The organism is Pseudooceanicola sp. DL12 (assembly GCF_056270665.1).
In genome coordinates this window covers 1,969,569-1,993,847 of record NZ_CM149884.1, presented here as the reverse complement: position 1 = coordinate 1,993,847, position 24,279 = coordinate 1,969,569, and the positions used below count along the sequence as shown (strand labels likewise).

24 protein-coding genes and 1 tRNA gene are annotated in these 24,279 nt (G+C 62.8%); 10 read left to right on the top strand and 15 right to left on the bottom strand.

Translation table 11 applies throughout. The features are described from left to right. Window positions 1–220: 220 nt before the first annotated feature. Window positions 221–946, bottom strand: coding sequence for a hypothetical protein (locus AC0WR5_RS09340; RefSeq protein ID WP_475868491.1), 726 nt, complete (start codon window positions 944–946; stop codon window positions 221–223). 572 nt (window positions 947–1,518) lie between these two features. Here AC0WR5_RS09340 and AC0WR5_RS09335 point away from each other — a divergent pair. The 3 genes from AC0WR5_RS09335 (at window position 1,519) to AC0WR5_RS09325 (ending at window position 8,704) form a co-directional block, all read left to right on the top strand. Continuing rightward, window positions 1,519–5,001: an SIR2 family protein gene (locus tag AC0WR5_RS09335; RefSeq protein ID WP_475868489.1), complete on the top strand. Its 3,483-nt coding sequence runs from the start codon at window positions 1,519–1,521 to the stop codon at window positions 4,999–5,001. 414 nt (window positions 5,002–5,415) lie between these two features. Beyond that, a complete protein-coding gene (locus AC0WR5_RS09330; protein WP_475868487.1) occupies window positions 5,416–6,705 on the top strand; it encodes an SIR2 family protein in 1,290 nt (429 codons plus the stop codon). Then, window positions 6,692–8,704: an ATP-binding protein gene (locus AC0WR5_RS09325; protein ID WP_475868485.1), complete on the top strand. Its 2,013-nt coding sequence runs from the start codon at window positions 6,692–6,694 to the stop codon at window positions 8,702–8,704. The genes AC0WR5_RS09330 and AC0WR5_RS09325 overlap by 14 nt, the downstream gene beginning before the upstream one ends. Before the next feature lie 82 nt (window positions 8,705–8,786). On the opposite strand, the gene AC0WR5_RS09320 is transcribed toward AC0WR5_RS09325, so the two are convergent. From AC0WR5_RS09320 to AC0WR5_RS09295, 6 genes are all read right to left on the bottom strand, one after another. Beyond that, window positions 8,787–9,164, bottom strand: a complete 378-nt coding sequence (locus AC0WR5_RS09320; RefSeq protein ID WP_475868483.1) for a hypothetical protein — start codon at window positions 9,162–9,164, stop codon at window positions 8,787–8,789. Between the two features lie 125 nt (window positions 9,165–9,289). Next, a complete protein-coding gene (locus AC0WR5_RS09315) occupies window positions 9,290–10,123 on the bottom strand; it encodes a hypothetical protein (RefSeq protein ID WP_475868481.1) in 834 nt (277 codons plus the stop codon). Further along, on the bottom strand, window positions 10,120–10,740 hold the full coding sequence (locus AC0WR5_RS09310) for a hypothetical protein (RefSeq protein WP_475868479.1): 621 nt from the start codon (window positions 10,738–10,740) through the stop codon (window positions 10,120–10,122). Before AC0WR5_RS09310 ends, AC0WR5_RS09315 begins: the two co-directional genes overlap by 4 nt. Continuing rightward, window positions 10,737–11,483 (bottom strand): helix-turn-helix domain-containing protein, encoded by a 747-nt coding sequence (locus tag AC0WR5_RS09305; RefSeq protein WP_475868477.1) that lies wholly within the window; start codon window positions 11,481–11,483, stop codon window positions 10,737–10,739. The genes AC0WR5_RS09310 and AC0WR5_RS09305 overlap by 4 nt, the downstream gene beginning before the upstream one ends. A 16-nt stretch (window positions 11,484–11,499) precedes the next feature. After that, window positions 11,500–11,958: a hypothetical protein gene (locus tag AC0WR5_RS09300; RefSeq protein WP_475868475.1), complete on the bottom strand. Its 459-nt coding sequence runs from the start codon at window positions 11,956–11,958 to the stop codon at window positions 11,500–11,502. A gap of 44 nt (window positions 11,959–12,002) precedes the next feature. Beyond that, window positions 12,003–12,461 (bottom strand): hypothetical protein, encoded by a 459-nt coding sequence (locus AC0WR5_RS09295; protein WP_475868473.1) that lies wholly within the window; start codon window positions 12,459–12,461, stop codon window positions 12,003–12,005. A gap of 266 nt (window positions 12,462–12,727) precedes the next feature. On the opposite strand from AC0WR5_RS09295, the gene AC0WR5_RS09290 reads away from it, so the two are divergent. From AC0WR5_RS09290 to AC0WR5_RS09265, 6 genes are all read left to right on the top strand, one after another. After that, window positions 12,728–13,141, top strand: a complete 414-nt coding sequence (locus AC0WR5_RS09290; RefSeq protein ID WP_475868471.1) for a helix-turn-helix domain-containing protein — start codon at window positions 12,728–12,730, stop codon at window positions 13,139–13,141. A gap of 481 nt (window positions 13,142–13,622) precedes the next feature. Next, window positions 13,623–13,796, top strand: coding sequence for a hypothetical protein (locus tag AC0WR5_RS09285; protein WP_475868469.1), 174 nt, complete (start codon window positions 13,623–13,625; stop codon window positions 13,794–13,796). Next, on the top strand, window positions 13,793–14,020 hold the full coding sequence (locus tag AC0WR5_RS09280) for a hypothetical protein (RefSeq protein ID WP_475868467.1): 228 nt from the start codon (window positions 13,793–13,795) through the stop codon (window positions 14,018–14,020). The genes AC0WR5_RS09285 and AC0WR5_RS09280 overlap by 4 nt, the downstream gene beginning before the upstream one ends. Before the next feature lie 5 nt (window positions 14,021–14,025). Beyond that, on the top strand, window positions 14,026–14,241 hold the full coding sequence (locus AC0WR5_RS09275; protein ID WP_475868465.1) for a hypothetical protein: 216 nt from the start codon (window positions 14,026–14,028) through the stop codon (window positions 14,239–14,241). Next, window positions 14,238–14,498 carry a hypothetical protein gene (locus AC0WR5_RS09270; RefSeq protein ID WP_475868463.1) on the top strand — a complete coding sequence of 87 codons (261 nt, stop codon included), beginning with the start codon at window positions 14,238–14,240 and terminating at the stop codon, window positions 14,496–14,498. Before AC0WR5_RS09275 ends, AC0WR5_RS09270 begins: the two co-directional genes overlap by 4 nt. Window positions 14,499–14,691: 193 nt before the next feature. Then, entirely contained in the window at window positions 14,692–15,816 is a 1,125-nt protein-coding gene (locus AC0WR5_RS09265; protein ID WP_475868461.1) for a tyrosine-type recombinase/integrase, read from the top strand. A 65-nt stretch (window positions 15,817–15,881) separates the two neighbouring features. Here AC0WR5_RS09265 and AC0WR5_RS09260 read toward each other — a convergent pair. Together AC0WR5_RS09260 and AC0WR5_RS09255 are read right to left on the bottom strand one after the other, a co-directional pair. Next, window positions 15,882–15,958: transfer RNA gene (locus tag AC0WR5_RS09260), tRNA-Arg, on the bottom strand. A 108-nt stretch (window positions 15,959–16,066) separates the two neighbouring features. Further along, a complete protein-coding gene (locus AC0WR5_RS09255; protein ID WP_475868459.1) occupies window positions 16,067–17,077 on the bottom strand; it encodes a class I SAM-dependent methyltransferase in 1,011 nt (336 codons plus the stop codon). Window positions 17,078–17,272: 195 nt separating this feature from the next. Between AC0WR5_RS09255 and AC0WR5_RS09250 the strand changes: the two genes are divergently transcribed. Beyond that, a complete protein-coding gene (locus tag AC0WR5_RS09250; RefSeq protein ID WP_475868457.1) occupies window positions 17,273–17,773 on the top strand; it encodes an N-acetyltransferase family protein in 501 nt (166 codons plus the stop codon). A 74-nt stretch (window positions 17,774–17,847) separates the two neighbouring features. Here the strand turns inward: AC0WR5_RS09250 and AC0WR5_RS09245 are convergent, their stop codons facing one another. The 6 genes from AC0WR5_RS09245 to AC0WR5_RS09220 form a co-directional block, all read right to left on the bottom strand. After that, window positions 17,848–19,068 (bottom strand): cysteine desulfurase, encoded by a 1,221-nt coding sequence (locus AC0WR5_RS09245; protein ID WP_475868456.1) that lies wholly within the window; start codon window positions 19,066–19,068, stop codon window positions 17,848–17,850. A 91-nt stretch (window positions 19,069–19,159) separates the two neighbouring features. Then, window positions 19,160–19,735 carry a Yip1 family protein gene (locus AC0WR5_RS09240; RefSeq protein ID WP_475868454.1) on the bottom strand — a complete coding sequence of 192 codons (576 nt, stop codon included), beginning with the start codon at window positions 19,733–19,735 and terminating at the stop codon, window positions 19,160–19,162. Continuing rightward, window positions 19,732–20,232 carry a YIP1 family protein gene (locus AC0WR5_RS09235; RefSeq protein ID WP_475868452.1) on the bottom strand — a complete coding sequence of 167 codons (501 nt, stop codon included), beginning with the start codon at window positions 20,230–20,232 and terminating at the stop codon, window positions 19,732–19,734. Before AC0WR5_RS09235 ends, AC0WR5_RS09240 begins: the two co-directional genes overlap by 4 nt. Before the next feature lie 15 nt (window positions 20,233–20,247). Next, complete coding sequence (gene sufD, locus AC0WR5_RS09230; RefSeq protein ID WP_475868450.1) at window positions 20,248–21,549, bottom strand: Fe-S cluster assembly protein SufD; 1,302 nt, start codon at window positions 21,547–21,549, stop codon at window positions 20,248–20,250. Continuing rightward, complete coding sequence (gene sufC, locus AC0WR5_RS09225) at window positions 21,549–22,304, bottom strand: Fe-S cluster assembly ATPase SufC (RefSeq protein WP_475868961.1); 756 nt, start codon at window positions 22,302–22,304, stop codon at window positions 21,549–21,551. The genes sufD and sufC overlap by 1 nt, the downstream gene beginning before the upstream one ends. A gap of 47 nt (window positions 22,305–22,351) precedes the next feature. Then, window positions 22,352–24,169: a glycosyltransferase family 2 protein gene (locus tag AC0WR5_RS09220; protein ID WP_475868448.1), complete on the bottom strand. Its 1,818-nt coding sequence runs from the start codon at window positions 24,167–24,169 to the stop codon at window positions 22,352–22,354. Window positions 24,170–24,279 lie beyond the last annotated feature (110 nt).

Below are 24,279 nucleotides of genomic sequence, written 5' to 3'. Positions count from 1 at the left end.
CGACATTTTGAAAGCAAACACACGTAATGACCGCTCCGTAATTAAGGAGAGCTACATGCGAGATAGCTCTTCCGGATCGGGCCAAGGACGCCGTTCTACGTCCAACTCAGGACAGGCGAAAAAGGATCCACCGCGTAAGCCGACCAAACCTTCAAAAGGGTGAGCAGGAAAACAAGTCCTGCAATCGTCGACCAGCGCAACGCCAAGTGTCGCAGGGAGCTCAGCGCGCAGCTTGAGCCGCGCGCTCAGCGGCCTTCGCCAGCGTCCGCGCCAGATGCACCGGCAGACGCGCGGCCCGCACCTCCTCGGCGCCATCGAAAAAGCCGAGGCGCTTATCGTAGTGCGGCGCCAGCGAGGTGAAGTGCAGCACCTTCGTGATCTTGCCCGCGGCGCTCCGCTTCCAGATCCCGGGCGAGAGCTGCGAGCCCTTGCGCGGCACGAAGAAGCCTGCCCGCTTGCGGTTCCGCTTGCGCGAGGCCTCCGTGGTGTTCGCCGTGCTGTCGCGCTGCGCCTGCACCGCCGAAAGCGCCCGGTTGCGCTCGCCCGTCTGCCAGTTGCCATAGGCGTTGAGCTTCGCGCCCGCCGCCGGCACCACCGACCGCAGATCACCATCGTATGCGATCTTGCTGTCGAGCAGTCGCTCAAGGCCGGTGCGGCCCCGGGTGCCGCCCTCTTCCTGGACCTTCAGGTAGTGGCGCGCGCCCACCGAGGGACGCTCCATCACCTTGGCTTCCAGCGTCTTCGGTGTTGCGCGCCAGACCATGAAAGCGTTCTTCGTGAACCGCGTTGGCCGATCGAAGACGACGTCCATCCGGCCCTGCACATGATCGAGGACATCCTGCGCCGTGTCCGTCAGCGCATAGGCTGCAGCCTGGTTGATACCCGTCTCGCCCAGCTCCTGCGTTGCCGCCCCGAAGGCCGCGTCATCGAGCTTGAGTGTGAGCATGGCACCCTCCGGACATGAAAACGCCCGGCAGCGGGGTGATCCGCTCCGGGCGCAGTTTGTGATGATGGCGGACAAATGCACCTCGGGAGGGGGACAACGCAATGGGGAAAATTGCGGGAGGGCGCGGCGCGGTCGCAGTTCCGCCGGAATAGACCTTCACATTCGGCCCAAAGGGCGGAGAGCGGACGTTCGCTGCGCAGAGACCAAGCGTCTGCTTTGCGGACTTCTAACCACTCGACTTCGAGTTTCAGATGTCCGCGTTTCTAGTCGGACGTTAGTCTTTTGCATCGCTCGATTTTCTCTTGGGTTTTGCGCTTAAAGCATCCAACTTGGGTCCTATGCGTTTCTATGCCAATGGCCCTGCACTGCCATCTTCACTCCTTACGGCGACCGATGTTGGACAGACTGTTTTTGTCTGCGGTGCGGGCGTATCAATGGCAACGGCAGGGTTGCCAACCTTCCAAGGTCTCTTGAACGGCGCCCTCGAAGCGCTCCGGCCTGCGCCGCACGGTCCTGCTGGGCTTCTGCTAGCCGCAGAGTTAGCTATCCGCTCCGCTACACCTCCGATCCCAATGCCCCCAGGCTTCTCTAGCATTGCCCCGGCAGACCGGATTTTCGGCGAACTGGAGGCCGAGTTTCATATCGACATGGTTGAGCGCGTGGTGGCCGAGTGTTTGCAAGTTTCGGAGGATGCGGACCTGTCAGCTCACCGCACAGTGCTGCAGCTCGCTTCAGGGGGCGGGGGTGGCCCCCGCATAGTAACCACCAACTTCGACCGGCTTTTCGAATTAGCTGCCCCGGACATAGCTGTGCATCTCCCGCCGGACCTCCCTGCGAATGTCGGTGGCCTTGTGAAGCTCCATGGCTCGCTCAACGAGGCGGGACTGCCAGCTCGTGGCGGGTTCGTTCTCTCTACAGCCAGCTTCGGCGCGGCCTACCTCGCCGATGGCTGGGCGGCGCGCTTCATGCGCAACCTGCTAGAGAAGCACACTGTCGTTTTCCTTGGTTACTCCGCAGACGATCCGCCGATGCAGTACCTGCTTGAAGGCATGCGCCGCACTGGAGCGCCCACCGGCCAAGCCTACGCGTTCAATCCCGGCGATGATGGAGGACGATGGGCCGCGAAAGGCGTTACCGCCCTTTCCTACGATGCCTCCGAAGGACACTCAGTACTTTGGGACACGTTATCGGCATGGGGTGACCGCGTCGCCGACCCATCGAGGTGGAGGACCACAATCGCCAATCGCGCACGTTTAGGCCCGCGTGCGCTCGCGCCTCACGAGCGTGGCCAAGTAGCTGACCTTCTTGTCTCGTCCGAAGGGGCGATAGCTTTCGCAGAAGCTGCACCGCCTGCCGAATGGGTCTGTGTATTGGATCGATCGATCCGCTTCGGGCCTCCGGGGGAAGAGGCACCGGGCCTATATCGTTCCGGCGCCGAACAAGTCGACCCGCAACGTCTCTACGGGCTGGACGACGATCAGGACGCACCTCTCGACCACTCGCGACCCTGGCCACAGCGCGAGGCACCCTCCGACTCATGGAGCGCCTTCGATTGGAGCGTGTCGGATCGGGACGAGGTTTTGCAGGACCTAGCAGGGACCTCTCGTCCGGGATTGACAAGAGAGGAGCTTCGGCTCCCACCGCGTCTCCTGGTCATCGAGACATGGCTCGCGAAGGTCGCCGACGAGCCCGCCTCCCTCTGGTGGTGGTCAAGGCAAGGCGTGCCGAGAGCACGTTTCCGTTGGATGATGCAACGTGAACTGACCCTTACTGAGCGTCCGAGCGACGCTAGGGAAGCTTGGGATATCCTGTACGAAAGCTGGGACACAAATTCGACACCGACGCAGTTCGACGATCCCCGACATGCTATTCACGAGTTCAAGCACAGCATGGATGAGACTGGTTGGACAAATGCCGTGGTCCGCCGCTTCGAGGACACGGCGCGCCCGCGGATGAAAGTCAGACCGGACACTTCGGTGGCACCTCCCCCACGGGAAGCTGGCGTCTCGCGGCGCCAGATGTTCTCGACCGAGATCGACTATCGCGATGACTTCTGGCGCATAGACTGTCCCGACGAATGGGTCCGACCCGTCACGGAGGCGCTTGGTCGAAACCTAGCAAGGCTCGGGGCCCTCATCTCCGAGAGGCGCGGCCGGTTTGCATTGTCTCACTTACCGCCGTTCGTGAGGCCACACGACGACGGCTCCGCCTACGAGTACAAGCACGACATTGGCGCCGCCGTCTTCGGCTATTGTGCGATGCTCGACCGCTTCTGCCGGATCGACCGGCCCGCCTTCGATCGCCACGTCGCGGCCTGGCCGGACGGACCGTTTCGGGCCCACCTTCGACTGTGGCTCGCTTTGGACAGGGATCGGTCGGATGGTGCGACGGCGGCAGCCGCTCTGACTGAGATGCCCGAGGATATCTTCTGGTACTCGCGCATGCAGCGCGACCTTCTTTACACAATTCGTGACCGCTGGGACGACCTGCCGGAGGAGGACCGAGTACATCTTGCGGAGCGCCTTCTAACCGGACCGAGCGACGAAATTTTGGATTGGGCGAGCCCTGACCAGCGCACCGAGTTCCGTGCGTTGTTGCGCCTGGACGTTCTTGGGTGGCTGATACATGAAGGGGTCGCGATTCCCCTTGATTGGCCTGCCTGCCGTGCGGCGTGGCAGCAAGATGCTCCTAGCTGGTCGGAAGAGAGCATCGCGCGTGCCATTGAGCCCCTCGTTTCGCGCGGTGGCATGGTCGTGACGAACACCGACCACGCCGTGCTGGACGGCGTGCCAACACAGCAGATCGTTTCAGTCGCGCTTGATCTGACCGGACGGACCGACGATATCCTCTTAGAGGACGACCCGTTCTCGGGGCTCGCGCGCTACGATCTTGGCCGTGCTTGCGATGCCATTCGCGAATCGAGAGCCAGCGACAAGGATCGAGGAAAAGCGCTGCACAAGCTCTTGGTTGCGGCCGTCGAGGCGGAGCATCCAGTCGATCCGATACTGGACCTCCTTCAGGAGTGCCCGGACGGGGTCCTAGTCATCGAGGCTTGGGCAATCGGGTACTGGATGATGTCGATGTCAAAGACCGCCTCCGCCGTCATCGCCATGAACCAACTTTTCGACCGCTTCGTCCCTTTGCTCACGGATGTCCCGTGGCCCGACGATCACGATCCCGACCCGGACTGGACTTTCCGAGCCATCAATGCGCCCGCCGGGCAGTTGGCGGAAGTGATGATGCGCGATCCCCGCATCCCGGATGCGAAGGGCGGTACGTTCCCGGAAGACTGGCAGGCCTGGGTTGAGAAGATGTTGCGCCTACCGCATCCGCATGGCGTGCATGTTCTGACGATCTTGGGTATGCAGACACACTACCTCCACGCACACGCTCCGAACTGGACAGAGACCCATGTCCTGTCCGCTATAGACGGCATCCGCGGGGACGCCCTGCTCGGTGGGCTAATGCAGAATAACCAAGGCTTCTCCACAGTACTGTTCGAGAAGTTGCGTCCCCTTCTCGTCGCAGGCGCCATGGACGCGCGAGACGACCGGAACGCAAAGTGGCTTGTGGGTCAACTTCTCCTCGCATGGCAACCGGGTGGTACGTTGGATGACGAGACCTTGCGAGATGTATTGAGGCGCGGGAGCGAGGCGATCCGCCTTGCAGCTATTAGCGAGGCTGCAAGGCTCTTAACCGACGAGGGCATTCTCGACCATTTTTTCCGCTCGGTCTGGCCGCGGCAGGCAGCGCTGCAAACCGAACGAACGATCATCGCTCTTGTGAACATAGCCTTGGCCGGTCAGGCTTGGGACGCCATCGATCTGCATCTGCGGCCACTCCCGAAATGGCCCGAGGTCTACCTTTTCAGCAACTTCGACGAAGCAGTGAAAGCGCGCCCCGCTCATGTCTTGGAGGTTTTAGATCGGACAATCTCTGACGATCCGATCATTCCTGTCCATGGTGCCACTGACATGCTGGATAAGTTGGTTTCTGCGGATCTGCTCCTAGCTGAGGATCCGAGGCTGCTTCGTCTGCGGCGGATGCTCGAGTAGAGCTTTACCGCGCTGGAAAACCATGCCGTGGAATGTGTTCAACGCATTACAATCTAAGACCCCAAAAGCTTTCAGTTGTGCGTATTGCAGCACAGATCAAAGTGGAGCCAAACCAGATAATCCGCGCGACTTGCCCGAACGGCCGCTTCGGGCCGAACAGTCCTGGTCGCAAGAGGGCGGAGAGCCGACCTTCGCTGCGCGTGCAAACCGAACTCAGCCAGATCACGGAAGCGGACACTCGACCAGGATCGCACTGCGGAACCCTGGGGCACCTACCGGGAGGGCGGCAAGCAGTCGTTCGCTGCACCTCCGTATTCTTGTGGCACAACAACCGAAAGCGGACTTACAGAATGCGAGCTCCGACGTTACCTTGAGTTGGGAAGGCAAAGATTCAAATTCAATTGGAGTGGTTTTTTGATCAATTTTAGAAAAGGGAGCAAAGACGAATTTGCGAAGCTCCATGCTGAAGCAGGGTATGATGACCGGGCTGAGATTATCCGGCGTCATCTTGCAGAAGCATTCGGATCCAAGAATGTGTCTTTCCTCATTGGCTCCGGTTGCTCGTCTTACATGCTCGACGGCAATGAGCTTGGTATTCCGACGATGGGACCGCTTGCGGCAGAGTTTGGGACAACGCTTCAGCGTATGCCCGGTCTCCCCGGCGTCGGTGCCTTTGTCACGGCTGAACAACGAGATGCGCTCAAGGACCAGCTTGGCATCGACCTAACGCACGAAGACTTCCAGAAAAACCTTGAGCGAATGATGGAAGTTCTGATGACTGCGCAGCAATTTTGCAAGACGAGCGCCAAGAGGGAGTTTCAGGAAGCCATTGAAACCGTCGAAGCCGTCATCGCGGGCGTCAAAAAGTTTATCCTTCAAAAATGCACCGAGGGACGTTTTGCCCACGGCGATGAAGCAGTCGTGACGCTTTACCGGCGCTTCTATCAGTCGCTCACGACTCGATCCCGTGGGCTCGCGCCGCCGTGGGTTTTCACCACCAACTACGACCTGTTCAACGAGCGGGCGATGGACCGATCCGGCACCCCCTATTCCAACGGGTTTGCGGGCACGGTCGAGCGCCGTTTCAACCCTTCCACATACCGCCGCGCCTTGGCTGAGCAGCTCGATATTTCTTCAAAGAGATGGGCAGCGGTCGATGGATATGTGCATTTCTGCAAGCTCCACGGGTCTGTAAACTGGACGGAAGAGGAGACAGGCCTTTTCCCAATCCGGGAGTCCGCTGACAAGCTCGACCCTGCCGAGGATCGTGTCATGATCTATCCGACGCCCTCGAAGCAGACGGCGAGTTTCGGCTCACCCTATTCAGATATGTTCCGAGAGTTTCAACGTCAAATTGTTCAAGACCAAAGCGTCCTTTTCGTGATGGGCTTCAGCTTCGGCGATGAGCACATCAACAACATTATTTTTCAAGGGCTGACCCTCCCAGGCTTCCGCCTGATCGCATTCCTCAACCCTGACGACGCCAACAATCCGGTGACGAAAGAGCTCGCAGCGCTGGGAGATCCGAGAATTTCTTTCATCTGGGGCAGCGACGAGGAGACGGGCAAGAAGGCGCATTATTTCGACAGCATCGTGCAGGACTTGATGCCTACGAGCGCGGATCAGAAAGAAGAGCAGGCTATCGAGAAGGTTTTCAAGAAGCTGCTTTCCAAGCAGCAGGGTGGTGAAAATGGCGAGGGATGATGCGAGCCGCGCCATAGGCAAGATTGTTAGCGTTTCGGCGGATCGCCTCGTTGTCGAGTTGCATAGGGGCAGCGACAACTTCACAGTCGTTGGCTTTGATGATGTCCACTATGTCGCGACCCTGGGGGCGTATCTCATGGTGCCGAACCAATCCGAGTATGTCGTCTTGGAGGTTATCGGCCTCAGGGAAAAGGATTTTTCGCCAGCCTATGGTAACGGGCCAGAAATGGACAAAGCCACAGCGGCAAAGTTCTTAGACGTGGTTCCGGTTGGCTCTATGCCTGTCCAAGGTGGCTCCTTCAAATTTGGTGTCTCGACGTTTCCCCCGCTTTATGCAGACGCCCTTTATGCGCGCGATGAAGACCTGGACCGCATCTTCAACGTGGAGCAACCGGCAGATCAGCAGAAAAAGATCGACGCCGAGGGCGCTGAAAAGGAGGGAACAGTGCCCCATACCATCGAGATAGGCACTTCTGCCGTGTTCAAGGACTACCCTGTTAAAGCACAACTTGATGCACTGTTTGGGGGGCATGTCGCCGTCCTCGGCAATACTGGAAGCGGAAAATCTTGCACTGTTGCCTCGATTTTCCAATCTGTCTTCATAAAGTCAGATGCCTTCGGCGCGCTTGGTGCGTCTTTTGTGATCTTCGATGTCAACGGCGAGTATCGACAAGCGCTCGACAATCTGCCGTCGTCCATCCATTCAAGCTATCTCAAAGCCACCGACCCCGGTGCAGAGATCGAGGCTTCCGCGAGGAGCCTGGTAGGGAATGAAGAAATAAGCCGCTTTCGACTGCCGCATTGGTTCATGACGGTCGATGAATGGGCGCTACTGTTGCGCGCCAGCGAACGGTCGCAGCAGCCCGCACTTCGGACTGCACTCGGCCTAACTACCCTCTTCGCAGAGCAGGAAGGTGGTGTCGTCGAGGACACCGACGGGATCGCAACGATACGAAACCATGTTCTTGCCAAAATTGTCCTTGCGATTCTGCAAAGTGATGCCAGCAGTCCCAGTAAATCGGACCGCATTTTGTCCATTCTCGCTTCTTTCAATACGCAGGAAATCAGCATTGCTGCTATCAGGCGCAGAGTTGGAGTGAACTATGGACAACTCTCCGACGCAGAAGGGCTGGCGGAGTTTCTATCGAATTTTGTCCAAGAGGAGCCTGTCCTTCCAACCTATGCGCACAAGCCATTCACCTTCGACAGGCTTCAGGCAGCACTCGATCTGGCACTGCATTATGAGGAAGCGAACGGAAACAAACAGATACGGGACTACTGCTCACAGATGGTAACGCGTCTGAAGTCGGTTTCTGACAACCCGGACTTCGAGTTTTTGCGGGCCTCGGTCGAAAACTTAGAAGATCATGATAGGGAGCCAACCCATTTCGTGGACCGTCTCTTGGGTATCGCCAGAAATGGAGAGAGCTATCAGAAGCAGCGGCAGCTTTGCATCATCGACCTGAACGATGCTTCGGACGAGATCGTTGAACTCGCTTCCGCCGTTGTCGCGAGGCTGATCTTCGACCGGATGCGCCGAGCAATACCCCGAAACAAAATGCCTGTTCATCTGATCCTGGAAGAGGCGCACCGTTACATCTCCGAGCGCCCAAGCCGCTTTGCCATCGACGCGGGCATAACCTTCCAGCGGATTGCCAAAGAGGGCAGGAAATACGGGGCTTTCTTAATTGTGGCCTCACAACGGCCAAGCGAGCTTTCAAAGACGGTTCTCTCGCAGTGTAACAACTTCATCATTCACCGCATCCAAAACCCCGACGATCTTTCTCAGATAAAACAGATGACGCCATTCATTTCGGAAACGGTTTTGAGACGCTTGCCATCTCTACCGAAGCAGCACGCGCTAATCTTCGGAAGCGCGGTGAAAATTCCGACGACCTTTCGCGTCAGGGATGCTGATCCCACGCCGAACAGCGACGACACGCAAGTTCGCGACCTTTGGTATGTCCCCCCAAACCCGAGGCTACATTGGGAAGTTTAGTTGCTGCGCTACTGATGAAGTGCCGGTTTGATGGGACGCGTCGCAGCATCAAATGGGATAGGCGCGCGGCGGCATCGGGCCGTCACGAGCAGAGAGAAACTGCTATGCCTATGCCCCCCAAGAGAACAGAAATCAGCGCGAGCCAAGCCGGGACGTGAACTGCTGGATCGGGCGTTCTTAGCAGCCACCAACACTTGCCAAGCCAGCCAGTCTTTTTGATTGCGAAATTTAGGTTCCCACCTTTATCTACACCGAGGGCTTCTCTGATGTCATATGGCATGAAGATGGCGGAATCGTCATCATGCCCAAGAACCAAGACTCTAACAGATTTGTTGTTCTCAGTGTTTGTCAATTTAGCAATGCCATAGCGTGGAATACCGTCCCGATACGCCTTATTTACCCGAACCAGTAAGCGTCCGGAATCGTTGGAAGGTAGAGCCTTCACCGTCAGTTGTGCCATAATTTGAACCTCAAATCACTCGATCATTGCCGAGTAGCATGGAATGTCCGCTTCCAGTATACTGCATGGCAGGGGCGTCGCGCAGGACGAATGGCAGCTCTGGGCCGCGAGCGCCGACCCAGCCCCTACTCTCCTCCTACCAACCGCGCCCCGCTCATCCGGTCCAGCGCCGCACTCAGCGAGCGCCTAAGCGCCACTCGCGCCGCCTGATCCTCGGCCCAGCCGCAGGCCGTCAGCACTTCGCCCAGCGTCCGCCCGCCCAGGCAAACCTGATCGACCAGGTACCGCACCCGGATAGCATGCCGCTTTGAGGTGCCCGGCCGGATCCGCCGGACGTCCTTCGCCAGGCCATCGCCGATGCGGCGGTGCTGGGCCCGCAGGCGCTGCAGGTCCCGCATCACCGCGGCCTCGCGATCACCCCCGCCGCTGCCCTGGCTGCGGATCGCCTCGAAGGAAGAACACTTCACCCCCGAGGATGCACAGCGCTCGCTCAGTGCCGCATAGTCCCGGGCCGCGGCAATCTGCGCAGGCGTGAAGGGCGCCTCGAAAGCCGGGGCCTCGCGCCCCTCCTCCCTGGCCCGTTTCACCCGCTTGCCATGCGCCCGCCAGGCCTGCTGCTCCATCAGGTCAAAGACATCCGCTACCCGCGCCGCACGCCGCCCCAGAAAGCCGTCGTGACGGCTTACGAACTGTCCGCCGCTAGTCGCCTCCATCCGGCGCGGCGTGAAGGCGATCATCGGCCCGCGCGCCGGCGCCACGGGGATCTCCTCGCCGCAGCAGAGGGGCGGCGTGGCCCCGGCGATCAGCTCCGCACAGGCCCGCTGTGAAGCCGCGATGCGGTCCTGCCCGAAAGCCGCCGGCCAGCTGCGTACCCAGGCCACCGCCTGGCCGTCCACGTAGATCACCCGATCCTTGCCTACCCCCGGCCGCGCCAGGTCGATCTTCTGCTGCATGCTCATGCCTCTGCCTTCCTTGCCACTGCCACCAGCCGATCCGCCAGGGCCTTCTGCCGGTGGTACTCGGCCAGCCAGCCCTCTTCCGCCGCATCCAGCGCCCTGCCCCTCTCCAGCCGGTCGCAGAGCCGCATGTGGCGATCCTCCAGTTCCCGCGCCTTCAGGGCCACCCCCCGCCGCTCGCTGTCGTTCATCGGCGGGCGTTGTTTCACCAGCCAGAACCGGAGCTCCGCCACCAGTCGCCCGGCCTCTCGGGCCCTCCGCCCCGCCTCGCTGCCGAACCAGCTGGCAATCCCAGGCATGTCCTCGATGGGGCGTGGCTGCGCCAGCTGGGCATAGGCGATGAACGTCGCATGCTCGGGCCAGAAACGTTTGGCGCTACCCTCGCCCTTCGTCCGCAGCGTGGCCAGCATCCGGCCACTGAGGTTTTCGTCGCGCAGGTAGCTCAGCTCGTCCGCGATCCGGTCGAGCTTGCGCCGGCCCTCCTCCTCCGAAACGCCCCGCGGAAACCGGAAGCCGATCTCGCTGAGCGGCTCCAGCAGCAGGCGCCGGACGCGGTCCCGCTTGGTTTCGTCCCGCTTGGTCTCGGCCTTCGCCCGCTCGGTGGTCTGTGCGTCCGTCATGGCCTGCCCCCCTGTTCTCGGAAAATACCCGCCCGCTGCCGCTCTTCCGGCGTCAGCAGATCTGCGGCCTCGATGTGTCGGATGACCCAAGTCGGGAGATTGTCGAAGGCGTCGAGACGACCCTCTCGGAAGCGCTTCACGGCACCCTCAGCCTCGGCGGCGACGATAGGGTTTTCGGAGAGCCCGCGCGGACCTGCGCGCCCTTTATGGTTCTTATATGGTTTATCTATATAATGGGCAGTATCACCAGTGTTACCTTTTCGGTTCATAGGTGTTACCTTTTCGCCGGAAAGGGTAACGCTGATGCCATCTTTTAAAGGCTCAACAATGTTACCTTTTAGCGACGGGTTTTCCTGCCCCCTGAAGGGCATGATCTGCGCCTTAAACAGAAACCCGTAAGAGCCATTTCGCCCACGTCCGCTCCCCTTGACCTGGACCAGCCAGCCGGCTTCCTCAAGCGCCTGGAGAGACCGTCGCACAGTCATCTTGGACACCTCCAGAAAGCGCTCCAGTTCCGCCAGAGATGGGTTGCATTGTGCCGTTTTGCTGTTTGCAAAATCGAGCGCCAGGATGTGCGCGAGAAGCTTCTCCGTGCGCGACAGGTTGCTGGCACGGCGCAACCCTTTGAGCCACAGGAAGCGCTGCGTTTTCCAATCACTGGCCGATATCAACCGCCTACCGGAAGGAACCTCGAAACCCTCTTCCGAGGCCTGCACCTGCTCTTGCAACTCATCTCCATGCAAGGCCCTCTGTCCTGCCCTATCGCGTGACATTCCGCCCTCCCGACCGCCTGCCAGCCTGCTGCACCTTGCCCCGAGCCGGAGCACCCACCGGGTGCATCTCGCTCCAGCGGCAGGCATGGGCGAGGCGCTTCTCCATTGCCTCCAACCCGCCCGGCGCGCGCGCTGCCGCCTCGATGGCCTCGACCGTCGCCCTTGCGTCGATCCCGGCCAGGGCACAGATCATCTGGAAGTCCCGCCCGCCGATCCAGGAGGCCCGGACCAGAGGCGGCATCCAGTTCGCGCCCCGCACAATCTTGCCCGGCCGCAGACGTTCCCCCACCGCACCGCGCAGGCAGCTCGCCAGCACCGCCTGCCACATGCGCCGGCAGGCATCTTCGTCTCCCGGATCCCGCCGGCTCTGCCAATCCTCAGGCCAGGGAATGCGGGTTTCATTGGGATCAACCTCGGGATCGACCGGAACAACCTGATCGAACATCGTGCACCTCCTATCTGAAATGTCTTGAGCGATGGGCCCGGCGCTCAGGCCGCGCCTCGCTGTCGGATCACGGCCCCGGCCCGCACCAGTGCGGCCACGGCCTCGTCAATCTCGCGCAGGGCTTCCCGGTTGGAGCGCCCCGAAGCCATTTCTGCCGCACGCAGGATGGCCGCCTGGGCCTCCCCGCATTCCTTCGCGATCTCGCCGCACTGACCGAGGAGCGAGGCAACATTGCCGGTCATCTCGATCGGCTGAAACACCCCGCCGGCGAGACCGGCAAAGTGCTGGGCAATCGGCACTGCCGATCCCGGAAAGCCCAGCGACAGGCGATGAACGTAGTTGATTCCCAACCCGCCCGGCCGGGTCTCACTGACCTCGGTGCCATAGGACAAAGTTGAGCCCCGGATCCCCAAAAACTCGGCCACGTCCTCGCGGCGAAGCCCGGTCGCGTCCAGCGCCGACGCGAGAGCGCTCTGGATCGTGGCGGGGGGTGTGTTTCTCATGTCTTGCGTCCCTGTGAAGGTGATCAAACAGCTTTCGCTAGATCTGCATCCACTGACTTCGCATGCTCCACAGCACGCCCAGCCGAGATTTCGGGTGGGTTTGAGGCCATGTACGTCCGAAGCGCGGCAACATCTGCTTCCGTCTTGGCCAACCGTGCAGCCAGGCGATCCCGCAGCCGGGGATTGCCAGTCGCGTTTCGGCAGACCGTCGACGGACGTAGATTGTTCGCGCAACAGTACGCGTCGAGCTCCAGGAGGATGTCAGATTGCTGAACCATGTGCCCATAAGTGCCAATAGGCACATCATCAGTCAAGAGCCAATTGACACATTGCTGAGTGTGCCAACAGGCACAATAAGCTCTCATATGGCAAATGATTTCCGCTCGGCATTGCTCTGGCACATGAACCAGCACGGGACCAAGATTTCTGACTTGGTCGCGGCAACGGGCGTTTCGCGAGATGTAATCAACAAACTGAAGTCGCGTGAGAATGCCTCTACAACCGTGGAAAACGCCATGCTCATTGCAGCGTTCTACGGAAAGTCAGTAAACGACTTCATCAATCTTGTTCCGCAGTCTGACGCTGGTCAGACTGCCGCCCTTCTTGATCTGTTGTCGCCAGAAGAGCGGCAACTGCTGGAAGCGCAGATTCGCGGCCTCCTGGCCCGCAACGCACAGTAAGCAGAAGCAACGCAAGTTCTCGTACCGCCTTATGTTGCTGGCCGTTAAGTGCCTCCAAAGAACATCTACTTGCGCCCATTTTCATCTTCAGAAGCCCCAATTCGTATCAGTAGAGACTAAATGTTCTATTTTTGTTCTCATTGTCAACCTGCGTAGGTGTGCCGTTTGGCACATTAATGATTGACTTTGTGCCGTTTGGCACTTTACCCAATATCCATCACACCCGATGGAGACAGCAATGAACATCCCTGAGCACCCCCTGCTCCCCTGCCTGGCGCAGGCTTCCTGGCTGGCTGCCAAGGCGGCACACGGCCACCCTATCGATCAGGAGCGCCTCGAGCGCCTGGCCACAATGCCTTCAGCCTACGCCCCGCCGGCAGCACAGAAGCACCTCTGCGCTTCCCGCCTGCGCCTCAGGGTCGCTTCAGCCCTCGCCATACGGGCCAGATCAACCAGTTTGGCGTGAGGCGGAGACCGCAGCATGAGCCCCAAGGCAAACGAATTCCGCCGCCTCAACGCGATCCGCGCGCAGGCACAGCGCCACGCCGACAGCAGCGACAGCCCGCACATGCGCCGCGTCAGTCGCGCCATCATGTGCGAGCTGAACACAATGCTGCACCCCATATGGCGCAATAACGAGAGGAAAACGGGATGACCACCGCCCGCGCATGCCTCTCTCTGACCGACCAGCGCCAGCGCACCAGCATCGCCCTGCTGTCGGCCACAGCACCCCAGCTCGCCCTGATCGAGGCTGCCCTGCACTGCCCGAGCGAGATCGCCCTCATGCATGCCACCGAGATCGTCGGTGGCACCACCACCTACCGCCGCAGCGAAGACGCTGGGAAGCCCTGGAGCGCCGGCGGCGGGAGAGACAGCTAGACGAAATGAAGGCCGCCTGCGCCCGCGCGCGCCACGTCTATCTGACCGTGAAGCGCCAGAGCCTGCCCCGTGGCGCCATGGTGCGCCTGACATCCGGATCCGGCCCGCTAGGGCGAATCTGCAACGTGAAGGAGGCCGAGGGCTTCCAGTTCAATATCACCGCCATGCGGGCCAGCGCAGAGGTGCTGGCGGGGGTGGCCAAGCAGGAGATTGCACGATGAATGGAATTGAGAGCATCGCCGCTAAGCGCGCCCGGCAGATCGAAGCAGAAGGCTGGACTCCCGAGCACGATGACGAACACGACCGCGACGAACTTTCTGCCGCCGCTGCGTGCTACGCTCATTTCGGATGGGTGCGACCGACAAACGGCATGGCACCATCCGAATGGCCATGGTCCGCAGAGTGGTGGAAGTCGAAAAGTCGGCGCAAGAACCTTGTGTGCGCCGGCGCCATCCGCGCCCGTGGCGAGAAGGAATAGGCCTGATGGGAAAGCACGATCCGACCATCTGGCGGGACGGTGATCCGCTGATCCTGCCCTTCGCGACAGTTGCGGAACGCCTCGGCGTCCCGGTAGAGGCCCTGAGACGGGTCAGCAACGACCAGGGACACACCGTCCGCATCGGCCGCAGCGTCGGCATATACCACGAAGACATCAAGGAGCTGATTGCATCATGCCGCGTCGAAGCAAAGGCGCCCGCCTCTACTGGCGGGAAAGCAAAGGCCGCCCAGGGGTATGGGAAATCCGCGACACCGGAGGGGTCCGCGTCTCGACCGGCACAGGCAGCCGCAGCGAGGCTGAAGACCAGCTCGCGGACTACATCTCGCGGAAGCACCGCCCCAGTGGTCCCGCTCACCCGTCGGAAATAACCTGCGGCTGGGCGCTGTCGATCTACGCTGACGAACACGCCGCCTATGTGACCGCACCCGAGCGGATCGGCTACGCGATATCTGCCCTCGATCCGTTCTGGGGGGCCCTGCCCGTGAGCGCGGTCAAAGGCGAGACCTGCCGGCGCTACGCAAAAAGCCGTGTGCACCAGAAGACGGGCGCGCCAGTGAGCGCCGGAACGGTGCGGCGGGAGCTGAACGCGCTTCAGGCGGCAATCAATCACTGCCACCGGGAAGGCTACCTGCTGGAAGCGCCGCGCGTGGTGATGCCTCCGAAGCCGCCCGCCCGTGAGCGGTGGCTCACCCGCCAAGAGGCCGCGTGGCTGATCCGTGGGGCCCGCGCCCTGAACAGCGACGGCCGACACCTTCAGGACTTCATCCTGCACGGGCTCTACACCGGCTCGCGCAAGGAGACGATCCTTTCCATGCACATCGACCGCCCGAGCCCGTCAGGCGGCCACGTCGACACGGTGAACGGCCTTCTCTACCGCAGACCAGGGGCCAAGACAGAGACGAAGAAGCGCCAAGCCACGGCGCGCCTTCCTAGGCGTTACCTGGCCCATCTGCGCCGCCAGGCGGCGCTTGGTCGGCTTTACGTGGTCGAGCGCCAGGTTGAACGTGATGGCCGGATCAGTCGCGAGATGGTCCGCGATATCAAGAAGGGATGGGCCAGGGCCCGAACCATTGGCGAAGAGCTGGCGCGGGCCAAGAACGTTCAGATCGACCTGTCCGACGTGACGCCCCACACCCTGAAGCACACCGCGATCACCTGGGCCCTGCAGCGCGGCGCGACCTACTGGGACGCGGCCGGGTACTTCGGGACCAGCGCAGCGACCATTGAGCGGGTCTATGGGCACCACTCGCCCAGCCATCAGGAAACTGCGGTCGAGGCCATGGATCGCCGCCGATAATGCGGAATATCAGCACCAAAACTGCACCGCCGAAGGATCGAGAAACAGCTAAGTCATTGATTTTATGGTGCACCCAATAGGATTCGAACCTATGGCCTCTGCCTTCGGAGGGCAGCGCTCTATCCAGCTGAGCTATGGGTGCCTGCGGGGGTCTATAGCCGGTCCCCGCAGCCATCGCAATGGGGTCTCTGGCCCAGAATGGCAAAATCGCCCGGCGTTTTTGCCGGGCGATCCGTAATCCCCTGATCTCTCAGGCCTTCTGGCCCTGGGCCAGCATGGTCATCTCGGGAATCATGGTCCGGATTCCAACCTCGGCAAAGCCGAAATCCTTCAGCTTGCCGGTCAGCCATCCGGCGTCGAGCGAACGCGCCTCGGGGGTAAAGGCCGTGTGCTGCAGCTGCCAGAGCGCGGCCAGCGACGGCCCGGTGCGGTCGGCCTCCACGATGAAGTCATGGATCAGGATGATGCCACCGGGGTTCAGCACGCTCATGGCCTTTTCGATCAGCCCGTCGTGGGTCTCGCCCGGCACCCCGGAAAACAGGTAGGACATCAGCACGATATCCTGCCCCTCGGGCCATTCCGCCTCGAGCGCATTGCCCTCCCGGTAGGTGATCCGGTCGCTCAGCCCCGCCTCTTCCACGTATTTCCGCCCCAGCGCCGCAACGTTGGGAAATTCCAGCACCGTCGCGGTCAGGTCGGGGAATTTCTTGCACAGCGTGATGTCGAAGGCCGCGGTGCCGCCGCCCACGTCCAGCATCTTCTTGCCGCCCGACAGGTCCAGCGCCTTGGCCAGCTGTCGCGCCGGCCCGAGCGAGCCGCTGTGCTGGCTCTCGGAATAGAGCCGCGCCTCCTCGGGGTCGGAAAACCAGTCGGCATAGGATTTCGTGGCATCCTCGTCCATCTCGCCGGTCAGCGCGCCCTCGATCTGGTCGAGCAGCGGATACATCTGCTTGCCGACCTGCAGCCGGATGTAATCGCCGAAATCATACTTGGCGCCCTTCACCAGGAAGGCCTCCGCCGCCGGCGAGTTGGAAAATACGCCGTCCTTCACGTCCACCAGGCCCAGGCCCGCCAGCGCCGTCAGCAGCGTCATGGCGCGGTCCTCGTGGATGTCTTCCTTCGCTGCAAGCTCGGCCGCCGTCATCGGCGCCTCCGCCAGGTGCGAGAAGACCTTCAGCTCCAGCGCCGCAAAAAGCGCCTTCGACCCCATGAATCCGAACGCGATTTGCGAGATTTCGTCGGCTTCGGTCAAAAGGGGCATGGGTCTCTCCTGCTTGTGAATGTTGGCGACAGCCTAGGCCCCAATGCCCTCGATAGAAACCGCAATGCCGAAAAACGACCAAATTAATGTCGTTTCCGCTCATTCTCACCGCATCCCCTTCGCGCTACAGCTGTCTTTGCCCTGTTCCCCGGGGCACAGCCCCCCTAGGGTTGGCCGGCCAGAGGGAGGCCCGTCTTGACCGAATTCAGCTATGCACGGCTCGATGAATCCCAGGCAGAGGCCTGGCGACTGCTGCGCCTGGAGGGCACCCGCGCCTTCCCGCTGGGCTTCCTGATCACCCCGGAAGAGGCCGACATCCCCCCCGAAGAGGCCCGTCGCGTGATCGCGGCCGGCGGGGTTCGCGGGCTCTTCACCGAGGGACGGCTCATCGGCTTCGCGGGCTTCCACCGCGAGCGCCTCATCCGTACCCGCCACCGCGCCACCCTCGGCCCCTTCTTCGTCTCGCCCACCTTCCACGGCACCGGCGCGGCCGCCGTGCTGCTCCGCGGCATCGTCAGGGAGGCCCGCACCCACGCCATCTCCCAGCTCGAGCTCTACGTCGACACCGAGAACCGCCGCGCCCTGGCCTTCTACGAGAAACACGGCTTCACCCGCGTCGCCCGCCATCCCGGCGGGGTCATGATCGACGGCACCCCGCGCGACGACTACTTCTGCATCCGTACCCTTCAGCCCTGACCAGGCGGCAAAAGGGCGCGGCCCCGCGGCCACGCCCCTTCATCTTTTCCGAAATGCGGCCGCCGGAGGCGGATCTAGGCGAAGAGTTCGCGCGCCAGTTCCAGCGCCTCGACCAGCTTGTCGATATCCGCCTCGGTATTGTACATCGCAAGGCTCGCACGACAGCTTGCCGTGATCCCCAGCGTCTCCATCAGCGGCCCGGCGCAATGATGCCCGGCACGCACCGCCACGCCCTTCTTGTCGAGGATGGTCGAGATGTCATGGGCATGGGCCGCGCCCTCCATTGTAAAGCTGAAGATCCCGCCCTTGCCCGGCGCCTGCCCCTGCACGTTCAGCCAGTTCAGGCCATGCAGCTTCTCGCTGGCATAGGCGGTCAGCGCATGTTCATGGGCGGCGATGGCCTCCATGCCGATGCCCATCATGTAATCCAGCGCCACGCCCATGCCGATGGTCTGCACGATGCCCGGGGTGCCGGCCTCGAACTTCATCGGCGGATCGTTGTAGATCACCTCGTCGCGGGTCACTTCCCTGATCATGTCGCCACCGCCGAGGAAGGGCCGCATCTCCTTCATCCGCTCCGCGCGGACATAGATCGCGCCCGACCCGGACGGCCCATAGAGCTTGTGCCCGGTGATGGCATAGAAATCACAGCCGATCGCCTGCACGTCCACGGGCATGTGCACCGCCGCCTGGCTGCCGTCGACCATCGTGGCGATGCCGCGCTCGCGCGCCGCGGCACAGATCGCCGCCACGTCCACCACCGTGCCCAGCACGTTCGACATCTGCGTCACGGCCACCAGCTTCGTCTTCGGCCCCATGGCCGCGATCACCTTCTCGGCGTCCAGGCTGCCATCGGCCTCGATGTCGACCCATTTCAGCACCACGCCCATGCGCTCGCGCAGGAAATGCCAGGGCACGATATTGGCATGGTGCTCCATCACCGAGAGCACGATCTCGTCGCCCGGCTGCAGCCGCGGCGCGGCCCAGGCATAGGAGACCATGTTGATGCCCTCGGTGGTGCCCGAGTTGAAGATGATCTCCTCTTCGCTGGCCGCGTTCAGAAAGCGCTGCACCTTGGCGCGCACCCCCTCGTACTTGTCCGTCGCCAGGTTCGACAGGTAATGCAGGCCCCTGTGAACATTTGCATATTCATGGGTATAGGCCTGGGTTACCGCGTCGATCACCACCTGGGGCTTCTGTGCCGAGGCACCGTTGTCGAGATAGACCAGCGGCACGCCGTTGACCTCTCGCGACAGGATGGGGAAGTCCTTCCGGATGGCATTTACATCAAACATCTTCATTCTCCGCGGGGGCAGGCCCCCTCTTGTCTCAATACCGCTTTCCGGGCCCGCGTCCCGGCCGCGCCAGACCCGCGCCGGGCGCGTGTCAGCTCGCCGGCGGCGGCGCGCCCGCGCCGGTCAGCGCCAGCAGCACCGACAACGCCAGAACACCCGCTACGAAGGCCAGCGTCAGCACCGCCAGCGCCTTTGTTCTCGTCTCGAATTCATGGGCCGCGCTGACCAGGCAGACCGTCATGTAGATCCCCCAGACCCCCGCCGCCGTGCCGCCCAGCAGCGCCAGCGCCGGAGAGGCCATCTCCACCGCGCTCACCACCACCTGCGCCGCAAGCCGCACCAGCTGCACCCAGAGCATCGCCCGCAGGATGGCGGGAAACGTTCCCGTGCCGCCGAACATCTGGCCCAGCCAGGTGACGATCCCGGCCCCGGCCAGCACCACGATGCCCACCAGCAGCGCCAGCGCGAAGGGACCGCTCAGCAGCGGCGGCAGGAACCCCTGCGGCAGCACCAGCGAATAGAGGATGCCGTTCAGCACCGCCACCAGCCCCAGGGCCAGCGGCAGCGCCGCCGGATCCATCGGCGTCCGCACCACCAGGGGTGCGACCTCGCGCGGGTTGATCACCGAATTCCAGGCCAGCTCGAGCCAGCCGCCTTTTGCCATCATGCGCTTTCTCCGGCGGGTGCGCCGCGTTCGGCCTCGATCAGGCCGCCAATCCAGAACCAGACGAACACCACCAACCACAGCAGGCCCACCAGCGACTTGGCCGCGCCGGGGCCGATGAACCCCGCCACCAGCCCGTGCAACAGCATCAGCGGCATCGCCGCCACCAGGGCCCAGAACAGCGCCAGCCGCGCGCCATAGCCGCTGCCCTGCCCGCCGATCAGCCGCATCACAAGGTGCGACAGCCCGGCCAGGGCGTAGAGCAGCAGCGGCAGGATGAACACCAGCGCCATGAGCGATCCGCCCAGCAGCAGCTGCAGGTCCTGCCCGCCCAGGTAGGCCTCGCGCGACAGCCGCGGCCATTGCGCCACGAAGATCGCCACGCAGCTGCCCATCACCAGCGCCAGCGCGCGATCCTCGCGGGGGCCTATCGTCAGAAGGCCCCGCATCACGCGGCGGGGCCCCCGATAGGTTGCGGCAATGTTCACCAACAGCGACATGGCCGCCCCTTCTTCTTACTTGTGCCGGTCCAGCCAGGCCGTCAGACGTTCCAGCAGGATCTCCCGCAGGGTCTCGTCCTCGATCTCGGCCAGGGCTTCCGCCAGGAAGGCGATGGTCAGCAGGTTCTGCGCCTCGTTCGCCGGCACGCCGCGCGACTGCAGGTAGAACAGCGCCTCCTCGTCGATCGCGCCGCTGGTCGAGCCATGCGAACAGGCCACGTCGTCGGCATAGATCTCCAGCTCCGGCTTGGCCAGGAACTGGCTGTCCTCGTCCAGCAGGAGCGCCTGGCTGATCTGATAGCCATCGGTCTTCTGGGCGCCGTCCTTCACAAGGATCTTGCCCTGGAAGACGCCGACCGCACCGTTGCGCAGCACCTTCTTGAACACCTGGCGGCTTTCGCAGTTCAGCGCGTCATGGGTGACAAACACGGTATCGTCGTGGTGGAAATCCCCGTCGCCCATGCAGGCGCCGGCCACGTGGGCCACGGCATTGTCGCCCTTCAGCTCCAGGACAACCTCGTTGCGGGTCAGCACGCCGTTTGCAGTCATGGTGAACGACTTGAACACGCTTTCCTCGCCCAGCCGGCCAAAGATATGCGTCACCGCCCGGCGCTCGTGGTCGCGGCCCTGCGGGCGCACGTGGTGGAACTTGGCACGGTCGCCCACCTCCACTTCCAGCACCTTGTTGAAGCGCGCGGCGGCGGGGCCGTTCTCCAGCAGCGTCAGCTCGGCATCGGCCTCGAGCTTGACCACGTGGTGCAGCACCGCGTCCGAGGTCTCGTCGCCGTGGTGATAGACCAGCGACACCGGTTTCTCGGCCTTGCCCGTCACCCGGATCAGCACGCCGTCGGTGGCGGCATAGGTGTTCAGCGCGGCCAGCGGCCGCGGCACCGGGTCATGGCTCGCCGCTTCCAGCGTGCCATAGAGCGATTTCGCCCAGTGGATATCGGCGCCCTGCACATCGGCCAGGCGCTCGATGCTCACGCCCGCCAGGGTCGGATCATCGCTCAGCCCGGGCATGAACACACCGTCGTGGAACACCAGCGTCACACGGTCGACGGGGGCAAAGATCTGGTCTTCCTTCGGGTCGAAGACCGCAGCCCCCGGTGCCTCGGGCTGCACCAGGCTGTAGGGCCGGGTGTACTTCCAGTATTCGTCACGCCCGCCGGGCAGCGTCATCTCCTCGACGCGCGCACGGGCGGCCGCACGGGCCTCGGCCATCCAGCCCCCTGCGGGCGGCACCGGCAGCGCGGCCAGGCGCGCCTCGGTGGCCTCCGTCTTGGCCGGCGTCACTTTCGCAACTACGGGATGGAACATTACTGCACCTCCGAGAGGATATCGGCATAGCCGTTCTTCTCGACCTCGAGGGCCAGCTCGGGGCCGCCGGTCTTAATGATGCGGCCATTGGCCATGATGTGCACCACGTCGGGTTTGATGTGGTCCAGCAGGCGCTGGTAGTGGGTGATCACCAGGAAGGAGCGGCCCGCGTCACGCAGCGCGTTCACCCCGTCCGAGACCAGCTTCATCGCGTCCACGTCGAGGCCCGAGTCGGTCTCGTCGAGGATGCACATCTTGGGCTCCAGCATCGCCATCTGCAGGATCTCGTTGCGCTTCTTCTCGCCGCCGGAGAAGCCCACGTTGACCGGGCGCTTCAGCATGTCGGCGTCGATCTTCAGGCTCTTGGCCTTCTCGCGCACCACCTTCAGGAACTCTGCCGCGGTCAGCTCGTCCTCGCCGCGCTTCTTGCGCTGCGCGTTCACCGCCGTCCGCAGAAAGGTCATGTTGCCCACGCCGGGGATCTCTACCGGGTACTGGAACGCCAGGAAGAGGCCGGCCGCGGCGCGGTCCTCGGGCTCCATCTCCAGCAGGTCCTCGCCCAGCAGCGTGGCGCTGCCCTCGGTCACCTCATAGCCCTCGCGGCCCGACAGCACATAGGACAGCGTCGACTTGCCAGAGCCGTTCGGCCCCATGATGGCATGCACCGCGCCGGCTTCGACCTCCAGGTCGACACCCTTGAGGATCTGTTTGTCCTCTTCTTCAAGTTTGACGTGCAGGTTGTTGATTTTCAGCATTTTCATTCTCATCTCGGTTCGGGGCTCACCGCTGGGTGTGCCCGGCGTTATCGGTAATCGACAAAGCTGCCGATCATGCGGGTCAGGTGCGCCTGCGGGACAGGGCCAGGTTCAAGCTCGAACCTCGCCATGCGGCCATGCAGCGCCCTGCGCGGAGTGATCTCCTCGATCCAGTGGTATTCCGTCCGGTCGATGTAGTCGTCGAACAGTACCGTCAGCGGGCGGGTCATGCGCAGCAGGACCGCGCAGAAACAGGCAACGCGGAAACGGCCGTCGATCAGCACCACGTCCGGGTGGCGGAACTGCGGCTGGTCCCAGATCTCCATGGCATAGCGGTGAAAATTCCTCACCGAGCTCATGTCGATCGGTCGCCCCCATGGGCCGGTCGCGCCGATATCGGCATAGTGCACATGCACCGGCGCCCCGGGAAAGTGATGGGCCAGCGACTGGCTGATGCTCTCGGCCCAGCTCGGGTCGCTTTCCACGGTGAAGATCGCCGCGGCACCGTTTTCGGCCGCGAGGAAGGTCGATCCCCCGCTACCGTATTCCAGGATCACCTTGTCGCGGGCATAGAGCTCGCCTACGAGCCGGCTCTCCTCCTCGGGCAAGGTCACCTCGAAGCGCGGCGGCGCCTCCCCCTCGACGGGCCCCTGTTCCAGGCGCTCGGCCACCTTGGGATGGCGCAGGCGGCGCACCGCCGCCGCGGTCAGCCGCCGGCCGCGCATGTCGGCCTCGGCAATCGCCGGCACCGACCGCAGTTCGAACAGGCGGGCATCCACCGCGGCCTCGAAGCGCAGGATCGAGCGGTCCAGCACGCCGTTGCGGTTCATCGCCTTGTAGAAATCCTCGGTATGGCGATTGTTGGCACCGTCGGACTTGCCTGCGGCCCAGCCCCGGCCCCGGCTGCGCTTCAGTTCGAAGACATCCGGCGTGCGCACGCTGTAATGGTTGATCTGCGCCATGTCCCAGCCGAGGGCCTTCTCGTTCAGACGGTTCGTGACCGAGTTGTCCTCGCCGGACAGCCAGATCCGGTTGACGCGGTTGCCCGCGCTCAGCTCGCGGCCATTGGCGCCGATGAAATCGCTCGCCTCCAGGCCGCCGTCCGGGCACAGCTTGGGGCGGTGAATGCCCGATTCCGCAAATCCCTCGATCCCCGGCCCGTGGCGGAACAGGGTCTTGATCTGCCGGTTGCCCTCATAGGAGATCTGCGCGGCGCGAATGAAGTCCGAAGAGATGAAGCGCCCCGGAAAGGTCTCGTTGCCACCGTCGCCGAACAGCCGCCAGGGGATCATCATGCCCCGGTGCGGCTCGATCCGGCTCAGCAGGTCCCCCAGGTATCCTTCGCCCACCTGCACGTTCAGGAACTCGTCGGCATCCAGCCAGAGCGCCCAGTCCCCGTGCGAGAGGATGCCGCGCGCATTGGCGACCCGGGCTGCATTTGCCTGGGGAGAGACGCGCTTTGGCACATCGTGCACGATGTGCTCGATCTCGCCCGCGTCCGCCAGCGCATCCAGCAGCTCGGTGGTGCCGTCATCGGAGCCGTTCGAACAGATCACGATGTGATCGAACCCGATGACCTGATGATAGGCCACCCATTCCAGGATGAAGGGCGCCTCGTTCTTCATGGCGGAAAACAGGACCCGGCGAGGCTTGCCCGCGGTGGCAACCGCGGCCTCCGCACGCGGCTCGGGCAGAGGTTCTGGCAGCGGTTCTGGCTGTGGTTCTGGCTGCACCAGGACCACGCCCTCGCCCTCCGGCGCGCCCGTCAGCACGCCCGTCAGCACCTCGTTCACCGAGGCCGCCGCCGCGGACATCTTCTTGTCCGCCTTGGCGCTCTTCTTTTTCTTCTTGGTCTTGTCAGCCATTACCGTCTCCCTGCCGGTGCACGCCACAGGCCGGGGCCATCCCCCGCACCTGCGCCGCGCCGGCCATCAGAATGGCATGCGGACGCAGCGCGACAAAGCACGCTCTGCGT